The sequence below is a fragment of the Novosphingobium sp. genome (genome assembly GCF_027531025.1).
Classification (GTDB): Bacteria; Pseudomonadota; Alphaproteobacteria; order Sphingomonadales; family Sphingomonadaceae; genus Novosphingobium.
In genome coordinates this window covers 79304-97416 of sequence record NZ_JAPZQX010000004.1, presented here as the reverse complement: position 1 = coordinate 97416, position 18113 = coordinate 79304, and the positions used below count along the sequence as shown (strand labels likewise).

The window sequence follows — 18113 nt, the reverse complement described above, 5'->3', positions numbered from 1 at the left end:
CAAGCATCGCCCGTAAAGAATCCCCTAATCGCCACGAAAGCGTGGTAGAATTACCACGCTGCCGGGGCCTGCGGATAGGCGGTCAATACTTCGCCGAGCGCCGCCTTGAGCGGGCCAAGCCAGGGTTCGAACGGCACGTGCGCCTCGGTCCCTTCGCGGAAGATCGGACGGCGGACCTGTTCGGAACTGGGCGTGCGCACCGCGCGTTCGGTGCGGTGGAATTCAAGGCAGGCCGGTTCGAACGCCAGCCCGCAATAGTCGAGCAGGGCGCGAACCTCGTGCTCGGTATGGTCGACCATGTTCTCGTAGATCACCCGGTGGACCCGCCCCGGCTGGACCCGGTCGAGGTGCGCCATCAGCCGCACATAGTCGGCATAGTAGCGTCCCATGTCCTCCAGGCCATAGCTGAAGGCCTGGCCACGCGCGAAGTGCTGCTTGAAGTTCGAGAAGCAGCAGCCCAGCGGATGGCGGCGGGCATCGACGATCTTCGCACCCGGCAGGATCATCATGATGAAGACCGCGTGCAGCCAGTTGTTGGGCAGCTTGTCGATGAAGAACGGCCGGTCGGTCTTGCGCTGGATCCGGCTACGCTTCAGGAAATCCTCGCCCAGCCGCGCCAGATCCGGGGCCGCAAGCTCCGGCAGGCCGAGCGGATAGGCGCTCACTTCGCGGGTCAGGGCCGGAATGTCGGGCAGTTCGCTGGTCCCTTCGACCAGGCTGTGGCTCGACAGGATCTGTTCGACCAGGGTCGATCCGGCGCGCGGCATGCCCAGCACGAAGATCGGATCGGGCGCATCGCAGCCCTGCCCGGCGCGGGCGGCGAAGAATTCGGGCGTGGCGATCTCGATCAGCCGGTCGACCAGGCGGGTGGTGTCATCGGCGTCATAGTTCAACTCGGTGCGGCGCAAGGCATTGGCGGCGGCGTAGTGCGCAAAGCTTGCCGCTGCCTCGCCCCGGTCCTCAAGCGCCTTGCCCAGCGCGAAGTCGAGGTGGAAGTGGTCTTCCTTGGCCACCCCGCCCTGCTCCAGCGCGGCGCGCATCGCCGCGATATCGGCATCGTCGAACTTCACGGTCTTGAGGTTGGCGAGGCTCCACCAGGCCTCGCCCAGGGTCGGCATAACCTCGATCGCCTTGCGATAGGCGGCGATCCCCTCGGCCAGCCGGCCGACGGTCTTCAGCATGTGGCCAAAGCTCATCCACACGCGCGGCTGGTTGGGGGCCTGTTCCAGCACTCGCTCATAAAGCTGGATCGCCTCGTCGAATTCGCCGATGCGGCCCATCGCGGCGGCCTGGAGATTGGCATGGCCGGGATTGTCCGGCTCTTCCTCCAGCACCAGGTTCAGCTCGGCAATGGCTTCGGCCGGGCGGTTCTGGCGGTAAAGCACCAGCGCCAGGTTGGCCCGCGCCGGGGTGAAGCCAGGGGCCAGCTCGACCGCGCGGCGCAGCAGGTTTTCCGCATCGCGATAGCGCCCGATCCGCCCGGCCAGTTCCGCGAACAGGCGGATCGCCTGGACATCGAACGGATCCTCCTTGAGGTGCTGGCGCAGCAGCGGCTCGGCCACCGGCAGGTCGTTCTCGTTCATCGCCATGGCGGCGCGGATCAGCCGCGGATGATAGGCGCCCGCGCGGGCCAGCCAGGATTGGGTGGTCAGGGTGTTCATGCGGGCCCCAAGAAACATGGTGACGCCGCGCGATCAAGCGGTAGTCTGCCCTGCAAGGGGGAAAACGCCAATGGAACGCAAACTGGGATTCTGGGCGCTGCTCGCGCTGGTCATTGGCAACATGGTGGGATCGGGCATCTATGTCCTGCCCGCCCAACTCGCCCCGCTCGGCTGGAACCAGTTTGCTGGCTGGGGCATCACCATCATCGGCGCGCTTGCGCTTGCGCAGGTCTTCTCCGCGCTGGGCCGCAAGCTGCCACTCGCCGGGGGGCCTTACGCTTATGCCACTGCCGCCTTCGGGCCGCTGGCAGGGTTCACCACAGCCTGGGCCTATTGGGTGATGAGCTGGGTGGGCAATGCGGCGGTCGCAGTGGCCGTGGTCAGCGCCCTTGCGCTGATCTGGCCCGTGTTGGGCGAAACGCAGGGCCTGCCGGCCGTGCTGGCCGTGGCCTGCGTGTGGACCGTAACCCTGATCAATATCCGCGGGGTACGCGAGGCGGGGCGGCTGCAGGAAGTGACCGTAGTGCTGAAACTGCTGCCGCTGGTCGGCCTGATCGGCATTGCGGTCTACTTGTTCGCGACCGGTGCACCGCGTGCGCCGGATCCCGGCGTACCGTTCACGGTCGACAACATCGCACTGGCCGCCGGGCTGACGTTCTGGGGCTTCTTGGGGCTGGAGGCGGCCACCGTTCCGGCCGACAAGGTTGAGAATCCGGGGCGCAACATTGCCCGGGCAACGATGTTGGGCGTGGCGCTGACCGGCCTGGTCTACTTCGGCATTTCCGCCGCGTTTGCTCTATACATGCCCATCGATGAAGCGGCCGCCAGCCCGGCTCCAATTGCCAGTTATCTGGGACGTTACCTGGGCGGCGACGTAGCGATCGCCGTCGCTCTGTTTGCAGCGATCAGCGCCTTCGGTACGCTCAACGGCTGGGTCCTGGTCCAGGCCGAAATGCCTTGGGCCATGGCCAAGGGCGGGGTCTTTCCGGCCTGGTTCGCGCAGGAAGGCAGGCATGGCACCCCGGTCCGCTCGCACCTGGTATCCAGCGGCCTGCTGAGCGGGATCACCCTGCTCAACTACCAGAAGGGCATGACCGACCTGTTCGGCTTCATTGCCTCGGTCAGCCTGGCGGCGGGGCTGGTCGCTTACCTGATGGCTGCACTGGCCGCGCTGAAGCTGGCGCGCGGCCAGGCGTTGACCGTGCTGGCAGCACTGGTGGCCGTGGCCTTCTTCTTCTGGGCTGAATACGGGCTTGGCACCGAAGCGATGCTTTATGCTGCGCTGCTGATCGGTGCCGGCCTGCCGGTCTACCTTTCGGTCAGGACCGCAACAGCTTCCTGATCAGCGGGCGGTCGGCGAGGATCGCGTGGGCCGCGTTGTGGCCCGGCGCGCCGGTCACGCCCCCGCCGGGATGAGTGCCCGCGCCGCACATGTAGAGCCCCTTGATCGGCCCGCGATAGTCGCCGTGGCCCAGCACCGGGCGCGCGGCCCACAGCTGATCGATGCCCATCGTGCCGTGCATGATATCGCCGCCGATCAGCCCGAACTTGCGCTCGAGGTCCCAGGGGGAGTGGATCTGGGTGGCGATCACGCTCTTCGTGAAGTTGGGTGCATGATCGTTGACCGTGTCGATGATCAGGTCGGCCACCTTCTCGCGGTTGGCATCCCAGTCGACGGTCGGATCAAACTGCTGGCAGAACAGCGAGGCGACATGGCAGCCCGGCGGGGCCAGGCTGTCATCGACCGTGCTGGGGATCTTGATCTCGACGATCGGCTTCTTCGACCAGCCATGCTGCTGGGCATCGATGAAGGCCTGGTCCATGTAGTCCATGCCCGGCGCAATGATGATCCCGGCAGTGTGGTGTTCGGCCTGTTCCTTGCCCGGCAGCACCGAGAAGTCCGGCAGTTCCGACAGGGCGACGTTCATCCGGAAGGTGCCCGAGCAGGTCTTGTAGCCCTTGATCCGGCGGTTGAAGTCCTCATCGAGATCGCTGGAATCGACCAGCTGGCGATAGAGCAGCGCGGGGCCGGCGTTGGAGGCGACGATCGGGGCGATCAGTTCCTCGCCGCTTTCCAGCTTCACGCCCTGGACCTTGCCATTGTTCACCAGCACCTTGGCGACCGGCGCCTCAAGGCTGATCTCGACGCCCTGATCCTCGCAGGCGCGGGCCATGGCCTGGGTGATTGCCCCCATCCCGCCAACCGCATGCCCCCAGGCGCCCAACTTGCCGTTTACCTCGCCGAAGACGTGGTGCAGCAGGACATAGGCCGAGCCAGGGGTTGAAACCCCGGCATAATTGCCGACCACCGCATCGAAGGCGAAGGCCGACTGGACATAGTCATGCTCGAACCAGCCATCGAGGAACTGGCGGGCCGACTTGGTGAAGATGTCGAGCAGGTCGCGCTGGGTGGAGAGGTCAAGGTTGGCCATCGGCCAGCCCTGCTTCGCCGCCGCGACCAGTGAGGACAGGCCCCCGCCAACATTGGGCGGAATCTGGAGCGACAGGTCGCGCAGCACGTTGGCGACCTTTTCCAGCGCCGCATCGTACTTCGGGTAAGCCTCGGCATCCTTTTTCGAAAAGCGCGCGAATTCTGCCTCGGTCCGGCCCGGCCCGCCGCCCAGCTTCACGTAATCGTTCTCGAACGGGAAGAAGTTGCTGATCGTGCGTTCGATCACGCGGTAGCCATGGTCGTGCAGGCGCATGTCCTGGATCACCTTGGGGCGCAGCAGGCTGACCGTGTAGCTGGCGGTCGAATTGCGGAATCCGGGGTGGAATTCCTCGGTCACCGCCGCACCGCCGACAATGTGCCGCCGCTCCAGCACCCGCACGCGCATCCCGGCGCGGGCCAGGTAGAAGGCGCAGGTCAGGCCATTGTGGCCACCGCCGATGATCAGCGCGTCGTAAGTCTTGGTCATTGCTTGCTCCAGCCCGGTGCGGGCGCGAAGGGTTGGCGGGCCGCCGGAATCAGTGCCCGGATCTTGCGGGCGAAGCTGCGCAGGCAGACCTCGCTGCGGGCGATCGGGCCGGTGCCATAGGACTTGCTTTGCATCCCCTGCTGGACCCGGCTGATCAGCCAGGTATCCTCGGCATTGACCACCCGGTTGATCCGCCAGTTGGCATAGCGCGCCAGCTTCATTTCGCGGCGCCCATCAGGCAGGGCATAGGCCACTTCGCGCAGCAGGCACTCGGTCGGGCTGATCGGCAGCCATTGCATGAAGTCGATCTGGTCGGCGTAGATATCAAAGGCCATGTTCGGCCACAGCTTGTAATAGAGCCAGCGGCCGTGCGCTTCCTCGGGCAGGTGGTCCACCCGGGGCAGATGGGTGCGATAGAACTTCTCCCAGAAGTTCTGCTTTTCGCCCTTCACCACATCGCCATAAAGCCGGTCGGCCCAGCCATGCGCCTCGATCCGATAGGTCTTGCCGACCAGTCGCGACAGGCCATCGTGCGCCACCGGGATGTGAAGGTTGTCTGAGTAGTTATCGCCGACATTCTTCCAGTTCACCCCGCGCGGGCGCAGGCGAACCGGGGCCATCCGCTCCATATCTTCAAACCGGTACTGGCTGACCTCGGCCTCGAAGGGGGCCATCATCTCGCCCACCGAAGGGAAGGCGCCGGGGGACAGGTTGACGAAGATGAAGCCGTGCCAGACTTCGGTCGCGACCGGAGCCAGGCCGTTTTCCTCCAGCTTCAGCGCCGGGTACTCACCCTTCATTGGCACGCCGGTCAGCCGCCCGTCGGTTTCATAGACCCAGGCGTGATAGGGGCAGACCAGCTTCTTGGCACAGCCCATCGGCCCTTCGACCAGCCGCATCGCCCGGTGGCGGCAGACATTGGTGAAGGCCCGGATGACGCCATCATCGCCCCGGATCACCACCACGCTTTCGCCGAGGTAGTCGATCGTCTGGTAATCGCCGGGATTGGGAATCTCGTTCACGTGGCAGACGATCTGCCACGACGGGCGGATCACCCGCTCCATCTCCAGGTCGAAGAACTCGCGGTCGTGATAGATCCAGCCGGGCAGGCTGAAATCGGCGTCGGGATCGACGTCCGGCCCGTCGATTTCGGCAACGATGGCTCCCAGCTTGCCCACGGCGACTCCTTCAAACCTTGTTGGACAGTCGTACAACAAGTGGTAGGATGCCGCAAGTGAGCACCGCGCCCGCCTTTCGCCGGTCTGAACCCGATGCCCGCCGCCTCAGCCTGATCGAGGCCTGCGCCCGCGTGCTGGCCCGCGCGGGGATCGCCGGGGCGAGCGTGCGGACCATCGCGGTCGAGGCGGGCGTATCGCCGGGGCTGGTCGGGCACTACTTCCCCGGCGTCGACGCGCTGATCGCGGCGACCTATGGCCACACCGGGGCGCGGGTCGATGCCGCGCTGGAAGCGGCCGTGGCGGCGGCGGGCGATGATCCGCGCGCGCGGCTGGAGGCCTTCGTTACCGCCAGCTTCACCGCCCCGATCGCCGATCCCGAACTGCTCGCCACCTGGATCGCCTTCTGGAGCCTGGTCCGCGCCCGCCCGGAAATCGCCGCCCTGCATGACGAGCAGTACGGCGGCTTTCGCGCCCAACTGGAAGCCTTGCTGGCCGCCGCCGGGGTCGCCCGGCCCGAGCTGCGCCCGCGCGCGATCGAGCTGACCGCGCTGGTCGACGGGCTGTGGCTGGAACTGTGCCTGTCGCCTCAGGCCTTCAGCGCGGACGAGGCGGCTGCCATCGCCCGCGCGGCCCTGGCGCGGATCATTTCGCCAGATCGGGCAACAGGCTGAAGTAATAGACCAGGCCGGGGCGGATGCCGCTCAGCGGAATACGCTCGTTGAGGCCGTGCGAATAGGAGTCGCTGTCCTTGATGAACAGCGGGCTGACCGTATAGCTCGGTACGCCCTTGGCGCGGTACCACATCGCGTCGGTTGCGCCCGAGCTTTGCGCCGGGAACACCGGCACGCCGGGGCGGGCCAGCTTCATCGCCTTTTCCACCGCCCCGATGAAATCGGCGCGCATCGGCGAAGCGGGGCTTTCGGTCGAATCCCCGCCGGTGAAATCGCTGAACTTCACCTCCGGCACATTGGCCACCCGGGCCAGCTCGGCGATGATCTCCTCGCGCCCATGGCCGGGGAAGATCCGGCAGTTGACGTTGGCTGTGGCGCGCTGCGGCAGGGCGTTTTCGGCATGGCCGCCGCTGACCATGGTCGGCACGCAGGTGGTCCCCACCTTGCCGACATGGCTGGGGCTGGCGCGCAGGACGGCCAGCGCGGCCTCGTCCGCCGGGTTGACGGCAAAGGCCCGCATCGCGGCAGCGATCTTCGGGTCGCTTTCGAACTGGGCGGCCTTTTCGAAATAGGCCTTAGTCAGCGGGCTCTGCTCGGCCTTTAAGGTGTAATTGCCGATCCGCTGGAGCGCGGTGGCCAGCTGGGTAATCGCGTTTTCCGGGCGCGGGGCGGAACTGTGGCCGCCGGGATTGGTCACCTCCAGCTTGACGTCGAGATAGGTCTTCTCCGCCCCCTGCCAGGTCCAGTAGAGCGGCTTGCCGGTGGCATCGTCATAGGTGCCGCCGATGCCATCGGTGTTGAGCATCATTTCCGCCCCGGCAAAGCGTTCGGCCAGGATGCGGCTGGTCTTCATCGTGGTTTCCTCGTCACCCGAGAAGGCGATCACGATGGTCCGCTTCGGCTTGAAGCCGCTCTTGCGCAGTTCCATCAGCGCGACCATTGCCAGCACTTGCGAGACCTTCTGGTCGCTGGCCCCGCGGCCATAAAGCAGGCCGTTTTCGACCACCGGGATGAAGGGATCGCGCTCCCAGTCGGCGGGCTTGGCCTCGACCACGTCCATGTGGCCGGAAATCACGATCGGCTTGAGCTTGGGATCGCTGCCCCGCCAGGTGGCGATGAAATAGGCGGTGTCATCCACCGGCACGATCTCGAAATCGCTCTCGGCCCAGCCGGCCTGGAGCAGCGCAGCCTTGTAGGCGCGCGCGACATCGGCCGTCTTGTTGCCTTCCCCGCGGACCGAACGCAGCGCGATCACCTGCTTCGACAGGTCCAGAACCTGCCCCTCGGCCGCCGCACTGGGGGCCTTCGGGGGAGCAGCCAGCGCGGGGACTGACAGGGCAGCAGCAGCAAGCAAGAAGGCCTTGGGCGACATCGAACGTTCTCCTTTGAACTCCAGCCTAGGGCCGCACCGGCCATTCGGCAATGCGCGGGCCGTGGCTCAGCCGCGCGATCGCGCGGTCGGCCAGCCCCAGCCCCAGCCGAGCCCGCCATGACCGCAAGGCCGAGCGGTCCCCCGGCGCGGGGGCGCTGCTGCCGGCCTGCAGGGGGGTCAACACATGGTCGCGGAAAGCCTGGATCAGCCCGGCATCGCGCAGCACGGCAACATATTCGGCATTGGCGCGGTAGCTGACGAAATCGAAATTGCTCGATCCCACCACCAGCGCCTCGCCATCGATCAGCGCCGCCTTGGCATGCGTCATCATCGGGGTCAGCCGGATCCGGATGCCCGCGCTTTCGGCCACGCCCAGCAGGTAATCCCGGATGATCGGCTTGTTGTTGGGGCGCGGGGTGTAAAGCGTCACCTCGGCCCCGGCGCGGGCGGCCTCGCCCATCGCCGCGACGAAGGGAAAGGTCGGATAGGCGCTCACCACCTCGAGCGAGCGGCGCGCCCCGGCAAAGGCCGCGATCAGCGGGGCGAAGCCGGCCGGATTATCCGCCCCGTCCATGCTGAGCAGCGTCGCTCCGCCAATCTGCGCCGTCCGGCTGCCGCCATGGCCTTGCCAGTCGTGGTCGAACTCGCCCGCCAGCCAGTCGGCGATGCCGGGGTGCGTCACCCGCACCATCATGTCGTGCCAGGCAAAGTTGTGGTCGGAAAAGTTGATCCCGCCCAGCCAGGCGACATCGTCGATCACCAGCAGCTTCTTGTGATTGCGCAGCGCATAGCGCAGCGGATTGCGACCGATCGGGTTGGTTACCCGCACCCCCGCCCCCGCCGCCTGCAGCCGGGCGAACATGGCCGCTGTTTCCGCCGCCTCGGCATGGATCGCCGGATCGCGGGTCAGGGCCAGGAAGGTGTCGTTGACGACGTGGCGGGTGTAATCATCGACCAGCACACGGCGGTCGGCCGCCCGACTGGCGGCGATCACCCCGGCCACCGCCAGGCCTGCACCATCGCCTTCGAAGGTCATCGCCTGGACCAGAACCCGTTGACGGGCCTCGGCAATATCGCCCGAGCAGCGTGCCCAGAACGCCGCCGAGCCGACCAGCAGCTCCGCCTGAAGCGGTTCATCGTCTGGCAAGCTACCTTCGCCCATCGGGGCTGGCCCTTGCCAGCGACCTGCGGCGATGGCAAGGCCAGTCCCGGTCGCGAGGAAGGTAGATCATGCACGCCCCTGCTCCTCCGCACCTGGCGTTGGGCCGTCCCGTGAAAGTCCTCTTGCTGCTCTCTTCGCTGCACGGCGGCGGGGCTGAACGCGTGGCCGCCCACCTGCTCAACGGCCTCGATCCCCGGCGGATTGACGCGCGCATGGGCCTGCTGCGCAAGGCCGGACCCTATGTCGACCTGATCAAGGACCAGGACCGCCTGCTGGTCGCGACCGACGGGGAAACCCATTTCAATTATGACGGGCCGAACTCGGATCAATATGCACCTGGCAAGCTGATCGGCAGCGCCGTGCGCGCGCCGCTGGCGTTCCGGCACATGATCACCCAGACCCGCCCGGACGTGGTGATGAGCTTCCTGAAGGGCACCAATCTGCTCGCCTGGCTCTCACTGATGGGGCTTGGCCGCCGCCGCCCGCGCTGGATCGCGCGCGAGGGGAACAACGTGCTGGCCGTGGTCAACGAGGAAGCTCCCAACGAATTCGTGCGCAAGGTCTCGGTCGGGCTGACCCGCCGCGCCTACCGTCGCGCCGATGCCGTGCTGGCCAATGCCACCGACATGGCCGAAACGCTGCTGACCGACCTGTCGCTCGATCCCGCCAAGATGCGGATGATCAACAACCCGATCGACCTTGGCACGATCACTGCGGCCAAGGACCAGCCGGTGCCGGGGGCGCCGAATCGGCCATTCATCCTCACCGCCGGGCGGCTGGAGTTCCAGAAAGCCCATGGCGTACTGCTGCGCGCCTTTGCCAAGAGCGGGCTGTGGCGCACCCATGCGCTGGTGATCCTGGGCAAGGGTAGCCGGCTCAACCACCTGCACCGGCTGGCCGCCCAGCTAGGCATCGGCGAACATGTTCGCTTCATCGGCTTCGTTGCCAACCCCTATGCCTGGATGGCGCGGGCCGACCTGTTCGTGCTGCCATCGCGGTGGGAAGGCTTCCCGACCGTCGCGGCCGAGGCACTGGCCTGCGGCGCGCCGCTGCTGCTGACCGACTGCAAGTTCGGCCCGCGCGACGTGATCGAACCGGGGGTCAGCGGCGAGCTGGTCCCGGTCGACGATGTCGAGGCCCTGGCGCGCGGCATGTCCGACCTGATCGCCGCGCCGGAACGCCGCGCCGCCATGCGCGAAGCCGGCTTTGTCCGGGTCCAGCGCTTCGCGATCGGGGCCATGGTCGAACAGTACGCCGCCCTGTTCGAGGAATTCGCCCCGGTCTCGGCGCGATAACCAGCGTCTGTTAACCCGTTGCGGGTAACACTCGCGCACCCGCCAGTCCCACCCAGGGACAGGTGGCGGCGGGTGCTGGCAGCAATGGCGCGTTTGCGGCACTGTGGCCTGGCCGAAGTCTGGCGCGAGGAAGCGGGTCGATGAAATTCAATGCGATGGCGGCGATGCTGGTGGCCTTTGTCGGGCTGGTGGGCGCGGCCGGTTACATGCTGGTGCGCCAGCCGGTGGCCGAGGCAACTGTCCTCAGCGAAGCAGCCCCGGCACCTTCATCTTCGGCAGACTTTGCCAAGGCCGCCCCCGCCACCCCGATCGCCACCCCCGTGACCAAGCCCCGCGACGAACGCTTCGTGATCAAGCGGATCCTGCCGATCACCGGGCCGATCAAGTACGGCGAATGGCACTGGAACGAAGACGGCGTCCCGGCCGGTGGCCCGCTGGTGATGACCGTGGACCTCGAAGCGCGGGTCCTCTCGGTGTTCCGAGGTGGTTACGAAATCGGTGCCACGGCGGTGCTGCTCGGCACCCAGGAAAAGCCCACGCCGCTGGGCAAGTTTCCGATCATCTGGAAGAAGGCCGATCACTATTCCAGCATCTACGACAGCGCACCCATGCCCTTCACCCACCGGCTGACCAACGACGGCATCGCCATCCACGGCACCAAGGTGGAAAAGGGCTATGCCAGCCGTGGCTGCATCGGCGTGCCGAACGAGTTCGGCAAGAAGCTGTTCGCCGCAACCAAGCTGGGCGATGTGGTCTACATCACCAGGGGCAAGCGGATCGGCAAGGGCGACTCGCTGGTCGAGGGGTAGGTCGCCCCGGGCCTGACCCGGGACGACCGAAACCTCAGGCCAGCCCCTTGCCCAGCGAGCGCGGCGTGGCATCGCCAAGCTGGCTGCCACCGTCGATATCGAGGATCGTCCCCGTGATATAGCGCGCGGCATTCGAGCAGAGGAACACCGCACCCTCGGCGATTTCCTCGATCTCGCCCCAGCGCTTCATCGCGATCCGGTCATAGTGCTTCTCCCGGGTATCGGCATCGGGCGCGAGCCGGGCCATGCCTTCGGTATTGGCGATCGGGCCGGGCGAAATGCCGTTGACCCGCACGTCCGAACCCCACTCCAGCGCCAGCACGCGGATCAGCTGGTTGATCCCGGCCTTGGCCGCGCAGGCGTGGGCCTGAAGCTGCATCGGATTCACCGCTTGCCCGGCCGTGATCGCGATCAGCGAGGCACCCGGGACGTTGAGCAGGTCATGACAGCCACGGAACACGTTGAAGGTGCCGTTGAGGTCGATATCGACCACGGTCTTGAAGGCATTGGCGCTCATCCCGAGCACCGGCGCCAGGAAGTTCCCTGCCGCGCCGGAGACAACGATGTCCAGCAGCCCGAATTCATTGCGGACGTGCTCCATCGCGCTGCGGATCGCGCCGTAATCGCGCACGTCGGCGGAGAGGCCGATTGCCCCGTGGCCGATCTCGGCGGCGGCATTGGCGGCCTTTTCCGGATTGCGGCCACAGACCGCAACTTTCGCGCCCAGTTCGGCATAGCGCTTGGCGATCCCCAGGTTGATGCCCGAAGTGCCCCCGGCGACGAAGGCCACCTTGCAGTCGAGAATACCGTCGCGGAATGGTGATTGGGTCATGTCGCTCGCTCCTTAGCGCGGGGCCATGCGGATCGCGCCGTCAAGGCGGATGCACTGGCCGTTGAAATAGGTATTGCGCGCCAGTTCCAGCGCCAGGCTGCCGAATTCCTCCGGCTTGCCGAGCCGCTTGGGGAACGGCACCGAGGCGGCCAGGCTTTCCAGCACCTGCGGCTTTGCCCCCAGCATCAGCGGCGTGGCGAAGATCCCCGGCATGATCGAATTGACCCGGATGCCCACATCCGACAGGTCGCGCGCCATTGGCAGGACCAGGCCGTTCACCCCGGCCTTGGCCGAGCCATAGATCACCTGGCCGATCTGCCCGTCCTGCGCCGCGACCGAGGCGGTCAGCGTGATGCAGCCGCGCTCGCCATCTTCCAGCGGTTCAAGGCTCGCCATGCCTTCAGCCGAGATCGAGGCGATCCGGTAGGACGCGACCAGGATGCCCTGGACGCCATATTCATAGTCCTCGGTCGGGGTCCGGCGCAGTCGGCCGGCTTCCTTGTCAAAGGCCAGCGTCTTGCCGCGGCGGCTGGTCATCGCGCAGTGGACGGTGATCCGCTCCTGCCCGTGGGCGGCGCGCGCCTGGGCGAAACCGGCCAGCACCGATTCCTCAGACGTGATGTCGACATGGCAGAACAGCCCGCCGATCGCCTTGGCCACTTCCTCGCCCTTTTCGGTGTTCACATCGAAAATCGCGACCTTGGCCCCGGCGGCGGCCAGCGCCTCTGCCGTCGCCCGGCCCAGGCCCGATGCGCCGCCGGTGACGACGGCCGCAGTGCTCGAATCGATCTTCATTTGACTCTCCCTTTAATCGCGCGATTAATGACCTTTCGGCAGCGAGGCGGCAAGCCCCGCAGAAAGACCAGACGGCCAGCCGAGGGAGAGGGGAAATGACCGCAACTGCCGCATGGGGCGCAACCGCCCCGGATTCCGGGCTGAATGCCCTGACCATCGAGCGCCGGACCCTGCGCGACGAGGACGTGGCGATCGACATCGCCTTTTGCGGGGTCTGCCATTCCGACCTCCACGTCGCGCGCAATGACTGGGGCCGCACGACCTATCCCTTCGTGCCAGGGCACGAGATTGTCGGCACGGTCAGCGCGGTGGGCGCGGGCGTGACCCGCTTCAAGCTGGGCGACCGGGTTGCCGTGGGCACCGTGGTCGACAGCTGCCGCCACTGCGATGCCTGCCACGATGGCGAGGATAACTATTGCCGCGAAGGCTCGACCGGCACCTATAACGGCAAGGACCGGATCGACGGCTCTCCCACCTATGGCGGCTATTCGGCCAGCATTGTCGTGGCCGAACCCTATGTGCTGCGCCTGCCCGACAGCCTCGACATGGCCGCTGCCGCGCCGCTGCTCTGCGCCGGGATCACCACTTACAGCCCGCTGAAGAACTGGAACGTCGGCCCCGGCAGCCGCGTCGGGGTGATCGGCCTCGGTGGCCTGGGCCATATGGGGGTGAAGTTCGCCAAGGCGCTGGGCGCGGAAGTGACCATGATCACCACCAGCCCCGCGAAAGGCGAGGATGCACGAAAGCTCGGCGCCGATCACGTGCTACTCTCCACCGACAAGGCGGCGATGCGCGCGGCTGCGGCAAGCTTCGACTTCCTGCTCGACACGATCCCCGTGAAGCACGACCTGACCCGCTACCTGTTCCTGCTCGATCGCAAGGGCACGCTGTGCATCGTCGGCATGATCGAGCCGATCGAACCGTTCCATTCCGGTCTCCTGCTCGGCGGGCAGAAGGCGGTATCGGGATCGGGCGTCGGCGGGATTGCCCAGACCCAGGAAATGCTGGACCTCTGCGCCGAGAAAGGCATTCTGGCGGAGATCGAGGTGATCCCGGTCAACCAGATCAACCACGCCTTCGAACGGATGGAGCGGGCCGACGTGAAGTACCGCTTCGTCATCGACATGAGCACGCTGGAGCACTGAACCCATGACGCATAGTGTCGACCTCTACTGGTCGTTCCGCTCGCCCTATTCCTATATCGTCGTACCCAAGCTGATCGAGCTGGAGCGGGACTGGGACGCGCAGGTCAATGTGCGGCCCGTTCTCCCCATTGCGGTGCGCCAACCGGATTTCTTCGCCCAGGCCGATCCGCTGTGGTTCAGCTACCTGATGCGCGACTGCGTGCGCAGCGCCGAATTCGCCGGCCTGCCGCTGCGCTGGCCCCGCCCCGATCCGGTCGTGATGGACTATGCCACGCGGACCTATCCCAAGGAGCAGCCCTATATTCACCGCCTGACGCGGCTGGGCGTGCTGGCGGCAGAGGCTGGCCAGGGACTGGCGCTGCTGCGCGCGGTCAGCCACCTGATCTGGTCGGGCGAGACCGAGGGCTGGCACGAGGGCGATCACCTGGCCCGCGCCGTCGCCTCGGCTGGCCTCGACCTCGCCGAACTCGACGCCCGCCAGGAAGCCGAGGCCGAGCGGCTCGACGCAGTGATCAAGGCCAACGAGGCCGACCAGCGGCTGGGCGGGCACTATGGCGTGCCGCTGATGGTCTATCAGGGTGAGCCGTTCTTCGGGCAGGATCGCTATGACCAGCTGGTCTGGCGGATGCAGCAGAACGGGATGACGGCGCGGAGCTAGATCCGCCCGCCCGGCACCACGCTCAGCCTTGCGCGCAGCGTGGCGATCGCGCTGGGCGCATTGGGATCGCGCTCGCGCCAGCCGTTGTCGAGCCGCTTGAGCCGGGCGTGAAACCGCTCTGTAGCCTGGATCAGCCCGCGCACCTTGGGCTCTAGCATGGCGAGACGGCGCGGGTCGCTTTCCGGAAAGTCGGCCAGCTTGCCATAGCGGCGCAGCTGGAACTCGCTCAGCTCGCCGTTGAAATAGGCCCGGTGATTGAGCAGCCAGGCCACGGCGTGCATCATCCGCGTGGTGGTGCGCAGCGCCTCGCACGAAAGCGCAACCTGCGTCTCGTCCTCGTCACCGGCCGCCAGGTCGAGCCGTCCGGACAGCGCGAAAGTGGCGCGCACCTCGTCCGAGAGGACCAGCGCCTCGCAATAGAATCCTTCCACGATCCGTGGATTGATGCTTGCCGGATTAGCCATTGCCGCCGCGATAGGCCGGGCAGGCGGCCCTTGCCAAGCGGGTGGACGGGATTACCCCGCCCCATTTTCGCACTGTCCCGCACGGGGACGGATTTGGTCAAGATCGGGTAAACAGCCGCCGCACCCGGCGGCTTCAGGCGATGATGTCGGGGATCAGGTAATCCTCGATCAGCGCGATCTGGTCCTTCAACCGCAGCTTGCGCTTTTTCAGGCGGGCGATCTGGAGCTGGTCGGTGCTGCCCGCACCCGACAGGGCATCGATGGCCGCGTCGAGATCGCGATGCTCGATCCGCAGGATTTCCAGCCGTTTCTTCAGCTCGTCCTCAGTCACCCGGTCCTCCCGCTGCCCCGCCCGTCGCGCGACAAAATCGCCCTGTCGCACCGATCGTCGCAGCCATCGAAACAGGTGCTTCGCAAGATAGGCGGAATATGCTTCCATGACAATTGCAGCGACCCCGCCGGATAGCGAGTCGGTCCTTTCGATCCGGTGCCGCGCGGTGGCTCCTGCGCCCCTGGGGGCAAACGAAAGGAGTATCCCCGATGGACCAACCGCATGTCAGCGCTTTGCAACTCAAGCACGCGGGTCTGGAACGCCAGATCCAGGACGAACTGAACCGTCCCCTGCCTGACCTGGCGACGATCCAGGCCCTGAAGCGCCGCAAGCTGCGCATCAAGGAAGAGCTGGCGCACATCTAGCCAGCCCCAACGCCGCCCCGGGCGGGGGATCATTCCCCCCGGCCCGGGCGAACGGCACCGAACACCTCGCTATCAACCAATCGCCACGACCGGCAGTTCCCGGCGTCGGACTGAATGCGATTGCGCAACAGCACAGGCGCGTTCCCAAGCGCCGCGCTTTGGGCTAGCACCTTGCCTATGCCCAGCTCTGCCGCTTCGGCCGCCCGCACGATCCTGACCCGCCTGCACGATGTCATGGCTTCGCGCAGCCATGCCCAGGCCAAGCTCAACAACGTGGTCGAGATCATCGGTGAAGGCCTCGATAGCGAGGTCTGCTCGATCTACCTGCTGCGCGAAGGCATGCTGGAACTGTTCGCCACCCGCGGCCTCGCGCAGGAGGCGGTCCACGTGACCCGCATGGCCGTGGGCGAAGGGCTGGTCGGCACGATCGCCCAGAACATCGACATGCTGAACCTGGCCGAAGCGACGGCCCATCCGGACTTTTCCTATCGCCCGGAAACGGGTGAGGAAAAATTCCATTCCTTTGCCGGGGTGCCGATCGTGCGGCGCGAACGGGCGGTGGGCGTACTCTGCGTCCAGCATGCCGAGCCCCGCCGCTACGAGGAAGTGGAGATCGAGGCGCTGCAGACCGTGGCGATGGTCCTGTCCGAACTGATCGCCAATGCCGATCTGGTGGACGAGGAGCAGGCCCTACTCGGCCCCGCGCAGACCGGGCCGCAGCACCTGACCGGGCTCAGCCTGGTCAAGGGGCTGGCCAGCGGGGTGGCGGTGTTCCACCAGCCACGCATCACCATCGAACACACCATGGCTGAGGATCGCGATGCCGAACTGCAGCGCGTCTACCTGGCCTTTGACAAGATGCGCGAACAGATCGACCGGATGGCCAGCCAGGCCGAATTCGGCGTTGGCGGCGAGCACGAGGAAGTGCTCCAGACCTACAAGATGTTCGCTTATGACGAAGGCTGGAGCCGCCGGATCATCGAGGCGATCGATTCCGGGCTTACCGCCGAAGCGGCGATCGAACGCGTCCAGCAGCGCACCCGGATGCGGATGCGCCAGATCGATGACCCATTGCTGGCCGACCGGATGCACGACTTGGAGGACCTCTCCAACCGGCTGCTGCGGATCGTTTCCGGCCAGATGGGCACGGCGGCCTCGATGGGGCTGAAGCAGGATGCGATCCTGATTGCCCGCAACCTCGGCCCGGCCGAGCTGCTGGAATATGACAAGCGCCGCCTCAAGGGCGTGCTGCTGGAAGAAGGCTCGCTGACCGCCCACGTGGTGATCGTGGCGCGGGCCATGGGCATTCCGGTGCTGGGCCGGCTGCGCTCGCTGCGCGGGGCGGTGCGCGAGGGCGACCAGCTGCTGCTCGATGGCGATCAGGGCAAGGTCACGGTGCGGCCCAACCAGCCGATGCTGGAGGCCTTCGACGCCCGCTTCGCCAAGAGTCGCGAGCGCCAGGCCGCCTATGCCAAGCTGCGCGATGTCGAACCCTTTACCCGCTGCGGCACGCGCATCACGGTGATGATGAACGCGGGCCTGCGCGATGACATGCCAAGCCTGGCGCTGACCGGGGCCGACGGGGTGGGCCTGTTCCGCACCGAATTCCAGTTCCTGGTTTCCGCCACCCTGCCCGCGCGCGAACGCCAGACCCGGCTCTATCGCGACGTGCTGGAGGCCGCTGGCGACAAGCCGGTGGTGTTCCGCACGGTCGATATCGGCGGCGACAAGGTGCTGCCCTACCTACGCCACAACGATGGCGAGCAGGAGGAGAACCCGGCGATGGGCTGGCGCGCGCTGCGCGTGGCGCTGGAGCGCGACGGGCTGCTCAAGGTCCAGGCCCGCGCCCTGCTTGAGGCAGCCGCGGGGCGGACGCTCAATGTCATGTTCCCGATGGTCACCGAACCGTGGGAATTCGATGCCGCACGCCAGGTGTTCGAAAACCAGCGGGCCTATCTCAAGGGCCAGAAGAAACTGCTGCCCGATGCGATCCGCTATGGCGCGATGCTGGAAGTCCCGGCACTGGCCGAACAGCTCGACGTGCTGGCCCCCAAGCTGTCGTTCCTGTCGATCGGCACGAATGACCTGACCCAGTTCCTGTTCGCGGCCGATCGCGCCAATCCCAAGCTGGCGGAGCGCTATGACTGGCTCAGCCCGGCGATCCTGCGCTTCCTCAAGCGCGTGATGCAGGGCGTGGCCGGGCATGATGTGGACGTGACCGTCTGCGGCGAAATGGGTGGGCGACGGCTTGAGGCCCTGGCCCTGCTGGGCATCGGCATCCACCGCCTGTCGATCACCCCGGCCTCGGTCGGCCCGATCAAGGAGCTGGTCCGCAAGGTCGACCTCGGCGAAATCGGCAAGGCAATGACCGGCTGGCTGCACTCCCCGCCGCCCAGCCTGCGCGAGGCCTTGCTGGCCTGGGCCCAGGAACGCGGGATCGATTGCGATTGACCGTGC

Annotated in this window: 17 protein-coding genes; 8 read left to right on the top strand and 9 right to left on the bottom strand. The window is 66.6% G+C overall.

What is annotated here, in order from left to right; translation table 11 throughout:
• Positions 1–50 precede the first annotated feature (50 nt).
• Entirely contained in the window at positions 51–1661 is a 1611-nt protein-coding gene (locus tag O9281_RS07035; protein WP_298184082.1) for a tetratricopeptide repeat-containing sulfotransferase family protein, read from the bottom strand.
• A gap of 70 nt (positions 1662–1731) precedes the next feature.
• Here O9281_RS07035 and O9281_RS07030 point away from each other — a divergent pair, with 70 nt between their 5' ends.
• Positions 1732–3003 (top strand): amino acid permease, encoded by a 1272-nt coding sequence (locus O9281_RS07030; RefSeq protein WP_298184081.1) that lies wholly within the window; start codon positions 1732–1734, stop codon positions 3001–3003.
• Here O9281_RS07030 and O9281_RS07025 read toward each other — a convergent pair.
• Together O9281_RS07025 and O9281_RS07020 are read right to left on the bottom strand one after the other, a co-directional pair.
• On the bottom strand, positions 2981–4579 hold the full coding sequence (locus O9281_RS07025; protein ID WP_298184080.1) for an NAD(P)/FAD-dependent oxidoreductase: 1599 nt from the start codon (positions 4577–4579) through the stop codon (positions 2981–2983). The two genes, O9281_RS07030 and O9281_RS07025, sit on opposite strands and share 23 nt — an antisense overlap.
• Complete coding sequence (locus O9281_RS07020; protein WP_298184637.1) at positions 4576–5748, bottom strand: aromatic ring-hydroxylating dioxygenase subunit alpha; 1173 nt, start codon at positions 5746–5748, stop codon at positions 4576–4578. Before O9281_RS07020 ends, O9281_RS07025 begins: the two co-directional genes overlap by 4 nt.
• Before the next feature lie 65 nt (positions 5749–5813).
• Here O9281_RS07020 and O9281_RS07015 point away from each other — a divergent pair, with 65 nt between their 5' ends.
• Positions 5814–6428, top strand: a complete 615-nt coding sequence (locus O9281_RS07015; RefSeq protein ID WP_298184079.1) for a TetR family transcriptional regulator C-terminal domain-containing protein — start codon at positions 5814–5816, stop codon at positions 6426–6428.
• Here O9281_RS07015 and O9281_RS07010 read toward each other — a convergent pair.
• Positions 6400–7800 (bottom strand): M20/M25/M40 family metallo-hydrolase, encoded by a 1401-nt coding sequence (locus O9281_RS07010; protein WP_298184078.1) that lies wholly within the window; start codon positions 7798–7800, stop codon positions 6400–6402. The two genes, O9281_RS07015 and O9281_RS07010, sit on opposite strands and share 29 nt — an antisense overlap.
• A 25-nt stretch (positions 7801–7825) precedes the next feature.
• Positions 7826–8962 carry a phosphatidylserine/phosphatidylglycerophosphate/cardiolipin synthase family protein gene (locus O9281_RS07005; protein ID WP_298184076.1) on the bottom strand — a complete coding sequence of 379 codons (1137 nt, stop codon included), beginning with the start codon at positions 8960–8962 and terminating at the stop codon, positions 7826–7828.
• Between the two features lie 68 nt (positions 8963–9030).
• On the opposite strand from O9281_RS07005, the gene O9281_RS07000 reads away from it, so the two are divergent.
• The gene (locus O9281_RS07000) at positions 9031–10257 is read left to right on the top strand and encodes a glycosyltransferase (RefSeq protein WP_298184075.1); all 1227 of its coding nucleotides are present in this window, start codon (positions 9031–9033) and stop codon (positions 10255–10257) included.
• 140 nt (positions 10258–10397) lie between these two features.
• Entirely contained in the window at positions 10398–11066 is a 669-nt protein-coding gene (locus O9281_RS06995; protein WP_298184074.1) for a L,D-transpeptidase family protein, read from the top strand.
• 34 nt (positions 11067–11100) lie between these two features.
• Here the strand turns inward: O9281_RS06995 and O9281_RS06990 are convergent, their stop codons facing one another.
• On the bottom strand, positions 11101–11898 hold the full coding sequence (locus O9281_RS06990; RefSeq protein WP_298184073.1) for an SDR family oxidoreductase: 798 nt from the start codon (positions 11896–11898) through the stop codon (positions 11101–11103).
• Between the two features lie 12 nt (positions 11899–11910).
• On the bottom strand, positions 11911–12693 hold the full coding sequence (locus O9281_RS06985; protein ID WP_298184072.1) for an SDR family oxidoreductase: 783 nt from the start codon (positions 12691–12693) through the stop codon (positions 11911–11913).
• Between the two features lie 95 nt (positions 12694–12788).
• On the opposite strand from O9281_RS06985, the gene O9281_RS06980 reads away from it, so the two are divergent.
• Complete coding sequence (locus O9281_RS06980) at positions 12789–13838, top strand: NAD(P)-dependent alcohol dehydrogenase (protein WP_298184071.1); 1050 nt, start codon at positions 12789–12791, stop codon at positions 13836–13838.
• Positions 13839–13842: 4 nt separating this feature from the next.
• Complete coding sequence (locus tag O9281_RS06975; RefSeq protein WP_298184070.1) at positions 13843–14496, top strand: 2-hydroxychromene-2-carboxylate isomerase; 654 nt, start codon at positions 13843–13845, stop codon at positions 14494–14496.
• Here O9281_RS06975 and O9281_RS06970 read toward each other — a convergent pair.
• Both O9281_RS06970 and O9281_RS06965 read right to left on the bottom strand, forming a co-directional pair.
• On the bottom strand, positions 14493–14960 hold the full coding sequence (locus O9281_RS06970) for a DUF1465 family protein (RefSeq protein WP_298184069.1): 468 nt from the start codon (positions 14958–14960) through the stop codon (positions 14493–14495). The two genes, O9281_RS06975 and O9281_RS06970, sit on opposite strands and share 4 nt — an antisense overlap.
• Positions 14961–15093: 133 nt before the next feature.
• A complete protein-coding gene (locus O9281_RS06965) occupies positions 15094–15291 on the bottom strand; it encodes a DUF465 domain-containing protein (protein WP_298184635.1) in 198 nt (65 codons plus the stop codon).
• Positions 15292–15500: 209 nt separating this feature from the next.
• Here O9281_RS06965 and O9281_RS06960 point away from each other — a divergent pair, with 209 nt between their 5' ends.
• Together O9281_RS06960 and ptsP are read left to right on the top strand one after the other, a co-directional pair.
• A complete protein-coding gene (locus O9281_RS06960; protein WP_298184067.1) occupies positions 15501–15656 on the top strand; it encodes a DUF465 domain-containing protein in 156 nt (51 codons plus the stop codon).
• A gap of 177 nt (positions 15657–15833) precedes the next feature.
• A complete protein-coding gene (gene ptsP / locus O9281_RS06955; protein WP_298184066.1) occupies positions 15834–18107 on the top strand; it encodes a phosphoenolpyruvate--protein phosphotransferase in 2274 nt (757 codons plus the stop codon).
• Positions 18108–18113 lie beyond the last annotated feature (6 nt).

What these genes read in the sequence shown, in the direction of transcription:
- O9281_RS07035 (WP_298184082.1), bottom strand. Translation starts at nt 1,661, where the DNA reads ATGAACACCCTGACCACCCAATCCTGGCTGGCCCGCGCGGGCGCCTAT.
- O9281_RS07030 (WP_298184081.1), top strand. Translation starts at nt 1,732, where the DNA reads ATGGAACGCAAACTGGGATTCTGGGCGCTGCTCGCGCTGGTCATTGGC.
- O9281_RS07025 (WP_298184080.1), bottom strand. Translation starts at nt 4,579, where the DNA reads ATGACCAAGACTTACGACGCGCTGATCATCGGCGGTGGCCACAATGGC.
- O9281_RS07010 (WP_298184078.1), bottom strand. Translation starts at nt 7,800, where the DNA reads ATGTCGCCCAAGGCCTTCTTGCTTGCTGCTGCTGCCCTGTCAGTCCCC.
- O9281_RS07005 (WP_298184076.1), bottom strand. Translation starts at nt 8,962, where the DNA reads ATGGGCGAAGGTAGCTTGCCAGACGATGAACCGCTTCAGGCGGAGCTG.
- O9281_RS07000 (WP_298184075.1), top strand. Translation starts at nt 9,031, where the DNA reads ATGCACGCCCCTGCTCCTCCGCACCTGGCGTTGGGCCGTCCCGTGAAA.
- O9281_RS06995 (WP_298184074.1), top strand. Translation starts at nt 10,398, where the DNA reads ATGAAATTCAATGCGATGGCGGCGATGCTGGTGGCCTTTGTCGGGCTG.
- O9281_RS06990 (WP_298184073.1), bottom strand. Translation starts at nt 11,898, where the DNA reads ATGACCCAATCACCATTCCGCGACGGTATTCTCGACTGCAAGGTGGCC.
- O9281_RS06985 (WP_298184072.1), bottom strand. Translation starts at nt 12,693, where the DNA reads ATGAAGATCGATTCGAGCACTGCGGCCGTCGTCACCGGCGGCGCATCG.
- O9281_RS06980 (WP_298184071.1), top strand. Translation starts at nt 12,789, where the DNA reads ATGACCGCAACTGCCGCATGGGGCGCAACCGCCCCGGATTCCGGGCTG.
- O9281_RS06975 (WP_298184070.1), top strand. Translation starts at nt 13,843, where the DNA reads ATGACGCATAGTGTCGACCTCTACTGGTCGTTCCGCTCGCCCTATTCC.
- O9281_RS06970 (WP_298184069.1), bottom strand. Translation starts at nt 14,960, where the DNA reads ATGGCTAATCCGGCAAGCATCAATCCACGGATCGTGGAAGGATTCTAT.
- O9281_RS06960 (WP_298184067.1), top strand. Translation starts at nt 15,501, where the DNA reads ATGGACCAACCGCATGTCAGCGCTTTGCAACTCAAGCACGCGGGTCTG.
- ptsP (WP_298184066.1), top strand. Translation starts at nt 15,834, where the DNA reads ATGCCCAGCTCTGCCGCTTCGGCCGCCCGCACGATCCTGACCCGCCTG.